Origin of the sequence: Hornefia porci, from assembly GCF_001940235.1 — a bacterium.
GTDB classification, from domain to species: Bacteria; Bacillota; Clostridia; order Peptostreptococcales; family Anaerovoracaceae; genus Aminicella; species Aminicella porci.
The window spans coordinates 989,874-1,001,809 of record NZ_MJIE01000001.1 but is presented as its reverse complement, the minus strand read 5'-3'; the positions used below and the strand labels follow the sequence as shown (position 1 = coordinate 1,001,809).

Annotated in this window: 10 protein-coding genes; all 10 read left to right on the top strand. The window is 53.6% G+C overall.

Features of this window, described 5'->3' with window-relative positions:
• Nucleotides 1-112 precede the first annotated feature (112 nt).
• The 10 genes from nrdR to BHK98_RS04765 all read left to right on the top strand — a co-directional run bounded on the left by nrdR (nt 113) and on the right by BHK98_RS04765 (nt 11,934).
• A complete protein-coding gene (gene nrdR / locus BHK98_RS04810) occupies nt 113-646 on the top strand; it encodes a transcriptional regulator NrdR (RefSeq protein ID WP_083628053.1) in 534 nt (177 codons plus the stop codon).
• Nucleotides 633-1,304, top strand: coding sequence for a (d)CMP kinase (gene cmk / locus BHK98_RS04805; protein WP_075712435.1), 672 nt, complete (start codon nt 633-635; stop codon nt 1,302-1,304). Before nrdR ends, cmk begins: the two co-directional genes overlap by 14 nt.
• A gap of 125 nt (nt 1,305-1,429) precedes the next feature.
• The gene (radC, locus tag BHK98_RS04800; protein WP_075712434.1) at nt 1,430-2,113 is read left to right on the top strand and encodes a RadC family protein; all 684 of its coding nucleotides are present in this window, start codon (nt 1,430-1,432) and stop codon (nt 2,111-2,113) included.
• Between the two features lie 23 nt (nt 2,114-2,136).
• Nucleotides 2,137-2,868, top strand: a complete 732-nt coding sequence (gene minD / locus BHK98_RS04795; protein ID WP_075712433.1) for a septum site-determining protein MinD — start codon at nt 2,137-2,139, stop codon at nt 2,866-2,868.
• A 6-nt stretch (nt 2,869-2,874) separates the two neighbouring features.
• Nucleotides 2,875-5,493: a CDP-glycerol glycerophosphotransferase family protein gene (locus BHK98_RS04790; protein WP_075712432.1), complete on the top strand. Its 2,619-nt coding sequence runs from the start codon at nt 2,875-2,877 to the stop codon at nt 5,491-5,493.
• A 197-nt stretch (nt 5,494-5,690) separates the two neighbouring features.
• Nucleotides 5,691-7,235, top strand: coding sequence for a ribonuclease Y (gene rny / locus BHK98_RS04785; RefSeq protein WP_075712431.1), 1,545 nt, complete (start codon nt 5,691-5,693; stop codon nt 7,233-7,235).
• A 68-nt stretch (nt 7,236-7,303) separates the two neighbouring features.
• Entirely contained in the window at nt 7,304-8,434 is a 1,131-nt protein-coding gene (locus BHK98_RS04780) for a cysteine desulfurase family protein (RefSeq protein WP_075712430.1), read from the top strand.
• Nucleotides 8,435-9,619 (top strand): tRNA uracil 4-sulfurtransferase ThiI, encoded by a 1,185-nt coding sequence (thiI, locus tag BHK98_RS04775; RefSeq protein WP_075712429.1) that lies wholly within the window; start codon nt 8,435-8,437, stop codon nt 9,617-9,619.
• Between the two features lie 355 nt (nt 9,620-9,974).
• Nucleotides 9,975-11,120, top strand: coding sequence for an acyl-CoA dehydrogenase (locus BHK98_RS04770; protein ID WP_075712428.1), 1,146 nt, complete (start codon nt 9,975-9,977; stop codon nt 11,118-11,120).
• A 19-nt stretch (nt 11,121-11,139) separates the two neighbouring features.
• Nucleotides 11,140-11,934 carry an electron transfer flavoprotein subunit beta/FixA family protein gene (locus tag BHK98_RS04765; protein ID WP_075712427.1) on the top strand — a complete coding sequence of 265 codons (795 nt, stop codon included), beginning with the start codon at nt 11,140-11,142 and terminating at the stop codon, nt 11,932-11,934.
• The last annotated feature ends 2 nt before the right edge of the window (nt 11,935-11,936 follow it).

The window sequence follows — 11,936 nt, the reverse complement described above, 5'->3', positions numbered from 1 at the left end:
ACGGTTTTTTTGTGCGAGGGGGAAAAAATATGGTAAAGCGGACGGATGTGTAGTAAAATGATAGTGTACGGTCAGACGGGAAGGATGACTGTGCGTGCGAAGGAGGCAGAAGATGAAATGTCCGTTTTGTGAAAACGAGGATACCAAGGTAATCGATTCGAGACCGACTGAGGACGGCCACGCGATTCGCCGCCGCCGCGGCTGTGAAAAATGCGGGAGACGGTTCACCACCTATGAGAAGGTGGAGGAGTCCATCATCATGATTGTCAAGAAGGACGGCAGGCGCGAGGCCTTTGACCGCGGCAAGGTTGCAAACGGCATCATCAAGGCCTGTGAAAAGAGACCGGTCTCCATGGCGGAAATTGAGAGCATTACCAATAACATCGAGCGGGGGCTCAGCAACCTGATGAAGAAGGAAGTCAAGAGCGAATTCATCGGCGAGCTTGTGATGGACGAGCTGAAAGAGCTGGACGAGGTTGCCTACGTCCGGTTCGCGTCCGTGTACCGCCAGTTTACGGATGTCAATACATTTATTAAGGAAATTGAAAAACTGATGGGGAACAGGGATTCGCGCGACGGGGCGTCAGGAGACGCCGCCGCGGGAAATCCGGAAAGGGCGCAGGAAAACCAGAATGAGCAGCAGTGACAGTGTAATCAGAATCGCAATCGACGGACCCAGCGGAGCGGGGAAGAGCACCATAGCGAAGGCGGTGGCCGCGAAGCTGGGCGTTGAATATGTCGACACCGGAGCCATGTACCGCGCCGTGGGGTACAAAATGAAGCGGGAGGGAATTGATCCCGGAGACGGAAAGCGTCTGGAAGCCGCTCTGGCGGATACGGATATCGATTTTCAGAACGGCGTGATCTGTCTGGACGGAGAGGACGTCAGCGGCCGGATCCGGACTCCTGAAATTTCCGAAGCCGCTTCAGTTTATTCGGCGCTTCCCGCGGTGCGGGAGAAGCTGGTGAGAGCGCAGCGCGAAATCGGTCACCGACGCAGCGTCGTCATGGACGGTCGGGACATCGGGACCAACGTATTTCCCGACGCCCAGTTCAAATTCTACCTGACGGCGGATGCGGAGGAACGGGCCAGACGCCGGTTCCTCGAGCTTCAGGAAAAAGGCGGAACCGAAACGATGGAGCAGGTGCTGGAGGATATCCGGCAGAGAGATTACAACGACACCCACCGGGCGCTGAATCCGCTGCGGAAAGCGGAGGACGCCATCGAGGTGGATTCCACGGATATGAGTCCGCAGGAAGTGATCGACGCTATCTACAGCAGGATTAAAGAAGGGCGGAGCTGAGGCAGTTCCCACTTGTGGACAGGCAGAAACAATGGTATAATTTACATTACTGTATTCTTTTTATGAGTGTTGTAAGACCTTGATTGAGTTGGATTGATTTCAGGCGAAGGGATTTGGAGGTTATTATGCGTATCAAATCATTGCCTGAAGAGGAACGGCCGTTGGAAAAGCTTGTCGGCTCGGGTCAGAAGACTCTGTCGAACGCAGAGCTTCTGGCGCTGATCATTCATACGGGAATGCCGGGAGGCTCGGCCATACGCCTCGCGGAGGACGTTTTGAGTGTCTGTTCCCGGGGACTGTCTGATCTCGGCGCGATTGAGCTGGAGGAGCTGACGGAAATTCCGGGGATCGGCAAAGGCAAGGCCGCAGCCGTGCTGGCGGCGATTGAGCTGGGAAAACGTATCGCAACAAGTCCGGGAACCCGGCGGCTGTCCGCATCGTCCGCAGACGAGGTGGCGGGGCTGTTCATGGAAACGCTCCGGTATGAAAAGAAAGAGCATTTTAAGTCGGTCATGGTCAATTCCAGGGGAGATGTGATCTCAATTGATGATGTTTCTGTTGGAGAACTTTCCAGCGCGGTGGTTCACCCGCGGGAGGTATTTCGTCAGGCGGTGCGCAGAAGCGCTGCCGGACTGATCTTTGTGCACAATCACCCCAGCGGCGATCCCACGCCCAGCGAGGAAGACATCCTGACCACGAAGAGACTGATCGCGGGCGGAGAGGTTCTCGGGATTCGGGTGCTGGATCATATCGTGATAGGAGACGGCGCCTACGCCAGCCTCAGAGGCATGGGGCTTATAGAGCAATAGATGGAATCAAACGGAGGAAATCAATGAGCAAGGTGTATTTAGTAGCATCCGGAAAGGGCGGCACAGGAAAAACGATGTTTTCTGTGAACCTGGGTGCGTCTTATGCACAAAAGGGATATCGCGTCGTAGTGATCGATATGGATATGGGACTCCGGAACCTGGATCTGTATCTCGGGCTGGAGAACAATGTCGTGTTTGACGTCTACGACGTAGTGACGGGGGTCTGCCCGATCCGGCAGGCGCTGGTCCGGGACCGGCGCATCGACGGGCTGTACATGATCGGATCCTCCCCGGAAAGGGACAAGGGCGATCTTACTCCGCTGCATATACAGGTTCTCTGCGAAAAACTGAAGGAACAGTTCGACTATATCATCATCGATTCGCCGTCGGGCATCGACGACGGACTGGTGCTCGCCAGCGCCGGCGCGGATGCGGCGATCATCGTCACGACGCCGGAATACGCGGCGCTCCGGGACGCAGACGCGGTAGACCGGGAACTGGTCCGGCTGGGCGTGAAGAAGCGGTATCTCGTTCTGAACAAGCTGATTGCGGAAATGATGAACTCCGGTTACATTCCGCGGCTCCGGGTAATCAGCTCCATCATGCGGGCGAAGCTGATCGGGATAATCCAGTTCGACATGAACATCAACATATCGACCAACCTGGGGCAGCCGATTGTGCTGAAGAAAGGGACATATATTCAGCAGAATTTTGAAAACATCTGCGACAGGCTGATTGAGGAAGAGGGGAGATAAAGAGAGATGCGTCTGAGAGGTATCAGGAGAAAAGTGAGAAAGATCTGCCGTTCGGTGAGAGCGGCCCGGTATTCGGAGAAGGATATCCGTCTGATTGACATCACACAGAAAGCTGCCGAGATTAATAAAATCCTTGCGGAGACAGAGGCACCGTTTGTCGGATTCACAGATCCGCATGCGGATTTCGGGGAGGATTATTTTCTGAAACTTCTCAGAGAGCTTGTGATGGACGTAGAAGCGGATTCTGCAGTTGGACGCCTTTACGACCACAAAGGGAACCCGGTTCCCTGTTCCGGAGACCTGAAGAAGGAATGTGTGCGGCTGGATGCGGAAACCAGGTTCACCTTTGTGAACCTGCACCTCTGCGGGGCGGTCTGCCGGACGGAGGTGATCCGGAAGGCGGGTCTACGCTTCGATGAAAAACTGAATTACTGCAGGGATGAGCTGTTTGCGGTACAGTTTGCCGAGCAGGCTCCTGTTTCCGTGCGCCTCAATCACTGCACATATAAAACCAGTCTTATTCTGGACGAGTCATCGGACATGACTCCGCAGAGCCAGAATATCGACTGGTATTTTGATTCTGCTGTAAAACTGATGGACAGGATGAAGAGAGACGGAAAACTTTCGGAAATCGCTCAGTTTGCTCTGCTTTTTCTTCTCATACAGAGATTCCGTTCTAATCAGGGGCAGAAAATTAAAATGGTCTTTGATACGCCGGAGCGCTGCGTCGAATATCTGGAACAGGCCGGAGAGGTCATGAGAAATATCAGTGATGAGGTCCTCTGCATACGGACCAGAGCGACAAAATGGGAGCGGTATAAGAAAATTTATCTGGCGCAGCTGAGGAATCCGGATGAGCCCCTGCAATTCGACATCCGCAGAGATCGTGAAGACGCGCGGCTGTATCTCAGAGGCTCTGATGCGAAATCCGCACTCTGCAGACTTCCAGATATTCGTCTTTCTGTCGTTATCTTCCATTATGGAGCGGATTCGTCAGGCCGGACGGGTCTGGATATCATATTCCAGGTCATGCATTGCTATCCGTCAGATTCGTTTGAAGTTTATTTTGTACGCGAGGATGATGAAGGAGAAGAGAAATATAAGGCGGAGCTTCTGACGGAACTGGCGGGAACGGTGACCTTCTTCGACCGGGACGCGGCGAGAAGAGACGCCTACCATGTGTTTGTTCCGGTGACAGGGGGAAGGCGCATGTCCGTTCGCGGAGAGATGCATTTCGGGGAATATATTTATCCGAAACGAATCAGTTTTTCCGATGTCTGGCAGAACAAGCTGAGCAGCAACCTGGAGGGCAGCTACTGGTATACGGATTCCATGCTGATCGACTGCACAGGCGGCATAATCCGGGTTCGACCGGCTTCAGAGGAAGATCGGCAGACTGCCGAGAAAAAATATCTTGAGGCACTCGAAAAACGCCTTGATTCCATGAAGGAGGGCACTCGGGAGAGAAAGCAGCTGCAGAAGGCGCTGCGGTGGCGAAAACTGTACTGGGAAACTTTTGAGGAATACAAAGACAGAAGGATCTGGACCTATAACGACAAGGCGTTCAAAGCCGGAGACAACGCCGAATACGCGCTGCGATACGCGGCCGGACAGAGTGACGGCATCGAAAAGCTGTTCTACATTGAGAAAAGCGTGGACGGTGAGAGACTCCGAAAGCAGGGATATGCTGTAATGCGGCCCGGTACAGATGAGGCTGCGCTCGCAGCCCTGCACGCGGAGGTCATTTATATGACCCATGTTCCGCCGTATCGAAAGCTTGGCATTGCGGATGATATGCTGAGGTATCTGAAGGATCTTATGAATCCGAAAATCATCCGGCTCTATCACGGATTCCCGATTACCAGAAGCGCATCCTATGCGCAGATGGCAAATGACGCGGCCGCTGTGGCTGTGGGATCCGCATACGAGAAAGCCCTTTACACGAATGAAGAAAACTGTTTCCGACCGGAGCAGGTCATTGAGTCCGGAATGCCGCGATACGACGATCTGATTGATGACAGCAGAAAACAGATTCTGTTTGCTCCGACCTGGAGACCGTCGCTGTGCATCGGTATAGGGAAAGACGGAAAACCGCGGTATAACAGGGACTACCGGTCGTCTGCCTATTTCCGCCTGTATGAACAGGTGCTGCGCGATGAGAGGCTTCTTGATACGGCGGAGAAGAACGGATATAAGATAAAGTTCTTCCTGCATCCCAAGATGAGTGCGCAGGCCGTGGACCATGAGTCTGATGAAACAGTGCAGTCTCTGAGTTGCACTGTGGATATCGATTACGTGACGATTATGCGCCGGAGCGATCTGATGGTGACAGATTACAGCAGCGTTCAATACGATTTTGCGTATATGCGCAAACCGGTTGTCTACTATCACGACCCTGCGCTGCCTTACTGGCGTATAACAAATTTCGATTACGAAAGAATCGGCTTCGGCGAGATCTGCCGTTCCGCGGAGCAGCTTGTCACGGTGCTCTGCGACTATATGGAACACGGCTGTGTTCTGAAACCGGTATATGAAAAACGCATTGAGGATTTCTTCCTTCACGATGATCATCTGGCGGCGAAGCGGCTGTATGAAGCGACACGGGCGCTGACAGATAAAGTATGACAGAAAAACCTTCCCGGGGCGGGCTCGCCCCGGATTTTTTTGTGTTCACCGAGAAATGCACTCCGATACACTTGACATTGTGTCAGACTAACAATTATAATATAAAAGATATTGAATATATCACCGTGCAATATAAGTAATGCAGATTTTCTATAGATGAAAACTGAATAAATTCTGACAGAAAAGGAGGTGCTTTAATGTCTCCAGTTGTTTTAGCTGTTATCGTTGGAATTGTAGCAATTGCCTTGGGCATATTGATTGGATATATACTCAGAAAAAACGTTGCAGAAAAGACGATCGGAAGCGCGGAGCAGAAGGCCAGAAACCTGATACTCGACGCAGAGAACCGGTCTGAGACGATAAAGAAGGAAGTTACATTAGAAGCCAAAGAAGAAGCGCACAAAATGAGGAGCGACGTGGAGAAGGAGGTTCGTGAGAGGCGGGCCGAGATCCAGCGCGCGGAAAGAAGAGTGGTCCAAAAGGAAGAAAACGTGGACCGCAAGCTCGAGGGAATCGAGAAGAAGGAAGAACGCATTACACAGCACGAGAAAGATATCGCACGGAAAAGAGAGGAAATCGGTAAGGTCTTTGACCGCAAGATCGCGGAGCTTGAGAAGATCTCGGGCTACACAGCGGAGGAGGCCAAGGCGCTGCTGCTGGAAGGTATCGAGAAGGACTGCCGGCACGAGGCGTCGCAGATGATTAAGGACATTGAAACAAAGGCAAAGGAAGAAGCGGACCGCAACGCCAGAGAGATTATCTGCGGAGCGATTCAGCGCTGCGCTGCCGACCATGTGGCAGAGACGACCCTTTCAGTTGTGAATCTGCCGAACGATGATATGAAGGGCAGAATTATCGGGCGCGAGGGACGCAATATCCGGGCGATCGAAACGCTGACCGGAGTGGATCTGATCATCGACGACACGCCGGAGGCCGTGATTGTATCCGGCTTCGACCCGGTACGCAGAGAGGTCGCCAGACTGGCGCTGGAGAAGCTGATCGTGGACGGACGCATCCATCCGGCGAAGATCGAGGAGATGGTCGAGAAGGCACGGAAGGAAGTTAATCAGACGATTAAGGCGGAGGGAGAGCAGGCCACCTTCGAGGTCGGCATTCACAATCTGCATCCGGAGCTGGTCAGACTTCTGGGACGCCTGCATTTCAGAACATCCTACGGACAGAACGTTCTGAAGCATTCCATAGAGGTCAGTCATCTGGCCGGGCTGATGGCGGGAGAACTGGGACTGGACGTGAAGCTCGCCAAGCGGGCGGGACTGCTGCACGATATCGGAAAAGCACTGGATCATGAATACGAGGGAACTCATGTGGACATCGGAATTCAGATCCTGAGGAAATATAAAGAATCGGAGGCTGTAATCAACGGAATGGCGGCGCATCACGGCGACTATGAGCCGAAGAGCATGGAAGCGGTGCTGATTGCGGCCGCGGACGCGCTCTCCGCCGCGAGACCGGGCGCCCGTCGGGAAACGCTGGACGTTTACATCAAACGGCTTGAGAAACTGGAGGAAATCGCCAATACGACGCCGGGCGTGGATAAGTCCTACGCGATTCAGGCCGGCCGCGAGATTCGCATCATCGCGAAGCCCGAGGAGGTCAAGGATGATGAGATCGCACTGCTGGCAAGAGATATTTCCAAGCGGATCGAATCCGAGCTGGAATATCCCGGACAGATTAAGGTCAACGTCGTGCGGGAGACCCGCGCGATCGAGTATGCGAAGTAACGACACAGAGAAAAGACGCGAAGGGCCTGCACCGCTGGTGCCGGCTCTTCCTTTGTTAAGAGGTGGATATGATTTATCTGGATAACAGTTCGACAACGAGGCAGGCGGACGAGGTTACAGCGCTGATGAGCGAGGTCGCCCGCGAGGATTTCGGGAATCCGTCCTCCCTGCACCGGCTGGGGCTCTCGGCGCAGAACCGCGTCACCGCAGCGCGGAAACAGGTGGCGAAGGCGCTGGGTGCGGCTCCGGAGGAGATCTGCTTCAACTCCTGCGGTACAGAGGGCGACAGCACAGTGATTTCCGGCGTTGCGGAAAGCCGCAGACACCGGGGAAACAAAATCATCACCAGCGCGGTGGAGCATCCGGCGGTGCTGGAGGCTTGCGCGCGCCTGGAGCAGAAGGGCTTCGAGGTGGTTCGTATTCCGGTGGACGGAGAATGCCGGATTGATATGGCACGTTATGAAGCGGAGCTGGATGAGAGGACTGTTCTGGTTTCCGTGATGACAGTCAATAATGAAACCGGAGCGGTTATGCCGGTCCGCCGGATGGCGGAGGCAGCCCATGCGAAAAAAATTTTGTTCCATACAGATGCTGTACAGGCGCTGGGAAAGCTCCCTCTAGCCGGGATCGGTGCAGATTTCATTACAGTCAGCGGTCACAAAATTCACGGACCTAAGGGAACCGGCGCACTGTACATCAGAAAGGGAACGCATCTTCCGCCGCTGCTGCCGGGAGGCGGCCAGGAGAAAAACATGAGGTCCGGCACGGAGAATGTGCCGGGAATCGCGGGTCTCGGCGAGGCGTGCCGGCTGCTGGAGAGGGAATCCGCGGAAAAGATGGCCGCGGTAAGGACATATCTTCTGAAGGGAATCCGTGAGCAGATTCCGGATATCCGGGTGAATTCTCCGGAGGACGGGGTCGCGTCAGTGCTGAACGTCAGCTTTCTCGGAACCCGCGGAGAGGTGCTTCTGCACACACTGGAGGAGGATGAGATCTATGTATCGACCGGATCGGCGTGCTCTTCCAACAAAAAAGGCAGGAGTCATGTGCTGAGCGCCATGGGGCTCTCGCCGAAGGAAATCGAGGGCGCGATTCGCTTCAGCTTCAGTCGTTACAACACCGCAGAAGAGATGGACGTGGTGCTCGACCGCCTGACAGCGGCGGTGAGCCGGTTCAGAAGATTAGGGAGTTTTCGGTAAATGAACGAGAAAAATATTTTTATCGTCCGGTGCGGCGAGGTCGCGCTGAAGGGGATGAACAAACCGTATTTTGAGAAGACGCTGGCGGAACGGATCCGCAGGAATCTGAAGGATTACGAAGGCGTGGAGGTTAAACGGCACGAGGGACTTATCTTTGTCCGCAGTCCGAAAGAACTGGATTCGGAGGAAATCATCCGGCAGGTGTCCAGAGTGTTCGGCGTGTCCTCCATCAGCCCTGCGGTGGAAGCACCCAGCGATCTGGACGCCATCGGCGAAACGGCGGTGGACTTCATGAAGCAGCAGATCAGGGAGCGGGGAATCCGGACCTTTAAGGTAGAGGCGAAACGGGCGGATAAGACGTTTCCGGTCAAGTCGCCTGAGATTGCCCGGATTATCGGCGCAAGCGTTCTGATCGGATGTAAGGTGCTGAAGGTGGACGTCCATGAGCCGGACTGCAAGCTGTTCGTGGATCTCCGCAGAGACCGGACCTATCTCTATGACGAAAAGATCCGGGGCTTTGGAGGACTGCCGCTGGGCACTAACGGGAAGGGACTGGTTCTGCTGTCGGGCGGCATTGATTCGCCTGTGGCGGCGTGGATGATGGCAAAGCGGGGAATGGTCATCGAGGCGCTGCATTTTCACAGCTATCCCTACACAAGTCCGCGGGCACAGCAGAAAGTGGAGGAACTGGTCGGCATCGTGGCGTCCTACTGCGGCCGGATGAAAATGCATGTGATTAATCTGCTGCCGATTCAGGAGCAGATCGTACAGAACTGCCCGGAGGAGGAGACCACGATTCTGGTGCGGCGGTTCATGATGCGCATAGGCGAGAAAATCGCCCGGCGCAGCGGATGCATGATGCTGATTACCGGGGAAAATCTGGGTCAGGTGGCCAGTCAGACGGCGGAAGCCCTGGTGGTGACTGACGCCTGCGTGCAGATGCCGGTGATGCGTCCTCTGATCGCCATGGACAAGGTGGATATCATGGATAAGGCTATGGAGATCGGAACCTACGAAAAATCCATCGAGCCTTACGAGGACTGCTGTACGGTGTTCCTGCCCAAACATCCTTCAACAAAGCCCAGACTGGCGCAGATTGAAGCGTCAGAGGCGCTTCTGGACGTGGAAGGTCTGGTGGACGCTGCGGTGAAGTCTGAGGAGATTGTCCGTATCGACGCGAGATGATTTGCCCGTATCCGCGGCCGGGGATTGAGAGAACGTCTTTTTACGTCTGTTTATGGACTGATATTTGAAAAATGCATTTTTCAAATATATCAATTTTGCAAAGTTTATAAAACACACTTCGCAAAATTACCGGGTGATTCGTTTGCGCATCATCGGAATTCTGAAGATTCATGCCCTTCAAAATGGCAAAAATCACTTGCAAAAAGTATACATTCGTGGTTAACTATAGATGGTGCATTTGTGCGTCCGCAGAATTTTCGCATTTTTTTTGCGTGCGTTCATCTGGCTAAAGTTAAACGGTTAAAAACCTCCCTGTGGGATAGGGACCGTTATTATAATTTAAGGAGGCATTTACATGAACTTTCAACTGACGAAGGAACAGGAATTCGTAAGGAAAATGGTAAGAGAGTTTGCCACTAACGAAGTTGAACCATTGGCGGCTGACATCGACAAAGAGCACAGATTCCCTGAGGAAACTGTCGCTAAGATGGCGAAGTACGGCATGATGGGCATTCCGTTCCCTACTGAGTATGGCGGAGCAGGCGGAGATGAAGTATCCTATGCGATTACTGTTGAGGAGCTCTCCAGAGTATGTGCGTCGACGGGCGTTATCGTATCTGCGCATACATCCCTGTGCTGCTGGCCGATCTACGCATATGGTACAGAAGAGCAGAAGCAGAAGTACCTGCCGGATCTTCTTTCCGGAAGAAAGATCGGTGCATTCGGTCTGACTGAGCCAAACGCAGGAACCGACGCTGCCGGACAGCAGACGAGAGCTGTCCTGGACGGAGACGAGTGGGTTCTCGACGGAGCCAAGGTATTCATCACCAACGGCGGATATGCCAGCACATTTGTTGTTATGGCGATGACAGACAAGAAGAAGGGAACACACGGCGGAATCAGTTCCTTCATCGTAGAGAAGGGTGACCCGGGCTTCTCCATCGGAAAGACCGAGGACAAGATGGGTATCCACGCTTCCTCCACCACAGAGCTTATTTTCCAGAACTGCAGAATCCCGAAGGACAGACTGCTGGGCGAGGTCGGCGACGGCTTCAAGATCGCTCTGTCCACACTGGACGGCGGCCGTATCGGAATCGCTTCCCAGGCGCTGGGAATCGCGCAGGGCGCGTTTGATGTAACCGTAGATTACATGAAGGCGAGAAAGCAGTTCGGCAAGAAGCTGTCTCAGATGGAGGCGCTCCAGTTTGAGATGGCGGATCTGAAGACCAGAATCGAGGCTGCGAGACTGCTGGTTTACAAAGCCGCGTTCCTCGAGGATCAGCATGCGAAGTACGGTGAGGCCGCTGCCATGGCGAAGCTGTTTGCTGCTGAGACTGCAATGAAGGTAACGACAAAGTGTGTACAGTTCCACGGCGGATATGGATACACTGCAGACTATCCGGTTGAAAGAATGATGAGAGACGCCAAGATCACCGAAATCTATGAGGGCACCTCTGAAGTTCAGAAGATCGTAATTGCTGCTAACACTTTCGGGAAATAAAAAGTAGGAGGAAATAGAAATGGCATTCAAGATTATCGTATGCGCAAAACAGGTACCGGATACGAACGTTATCAAGATTAACCCCAAGACTGGTACTCTGATCAGAGAAGGCGTGCCGAGCATTCTGAACAATGACGATGCGAACGCGCTGGAAGAAGCTTTGAAGATCAAGGACAAGTATCCTGATACTCATATCACAGTAATCACCATGGGACCTCCTCAGGCAAACGATCTGCTGTTCGAGTGCATCGCGATGGGCGCTGACGAAGGCATCCTGGTATCCGACAGAGCGGTCGGCGGTTCCGACACCTGGGCGACTTCCAACACTCTGGAAGCAGCAGTCAGAAAGGTCGGAGACTTTGACCTTCTGTGGGCAGGACGTCAGGCGATCGACGGAGACACCGCGCAGGTCGGACCGCAGCTGGCTGAGAAACTCGGTCTGCCGCAGGTTACCTATGTTGAGGATTTCGAGATCGATGATGATCTGAAGAACATCACGGTCAAGAGACAGCTGGAAGACGGCTATGAAGTGATCAAGCTGCAGACTCCCTGCATGCTGACCGCGATTAAAGAACTGAACGAGCCAAGATACATGTCGATGTCCGGAATCTTCGGCGAGAAGAAGATGACTACATGGAACGCAAAGGATATCGAGGTTGACCTGAACACAGTAGGTCTGGAGGCTTCTCCGACAAACGTATTCAGATCCTTCACACCTGCTCCGAAGGGCAAGGGCGTGATTCTGGAAGGCGATACCGAGAAGGAAATCGCTGACGAACTGCTGGTAAATCTCAAGGAAAAGCAAGTCATCTAGTG

Excerpts from the sequence above, each read along its gene's own strand:
- nrdR (WP_083628053.1), top strand. The coding sequence starts at position 113 with ATGAAATGTCCGTTTTGTGAAAACGAGGATACCAAGGTAATCGATTCG.
- cmk (WP_075712435.1), top strand. The coding sequence starts at position 633 with ATGAGCAGCAGTGACAGTGTAATCAGAATCGCAATCGACGGACCCAGC.
- radC (WP_075712434.1), top strand. The coding sequence starts at position 1,430 with ATGCGTATCAAATCATTGCCTGAAGAGGAACGGCCGTTGGAAAAGCTT.
- minD (WP_075712433.1), top strand. The coding sequence starts at position 2,137 with ATGAGCAAGGTGTATTTAGTAGCATCCGGAAAGGGCGGCACAGGAAAA.
- BHK98_RS04790 (WP_075712432.1), top strand. The coding sequence starts at position 2,875 with ATGCGTCTGAGAGGTATCAGGAGAAAAGTGAGAAAGATCTGCCGTTCG.
- rny (WP_075712431.1), top strand. The coding sequence starts at position 5,691 with ATGTCTCCAGTTGTTTTAGCTGTTATCGTTGGAATTGTAGCAATTGCC.
- BHK98_RS04780 (WP_075712430.1), top strand. The coding sequence starts at position 7,304 with ATGATTTATCTGGATAACAGTTCGACAACGAGGCAGGCGGACGAGGTT.
- thiI (WP_075712429.1), top strand. The coding sequence starts at position 8,435 with ATGAACGAGAAAAATATTTTTATCGTCCGGTGCGGCGAGGTCGCGCTG.
- BHK98_RS04770 (WP_075712428.1), top strand. The coding sequence starts at position 9,975 with ATGAACTTTCAACTGACGAAGGAACAGGAATTCGTAAGGAAAATGGTA.
- BHK98_RS04765 (WP_075712427.1), top strand. The coding sequence starts at position 11,140 with ATGGCATTCAAGATTATCGTATGCGCAAAACAGGTACCGGATACGAAC.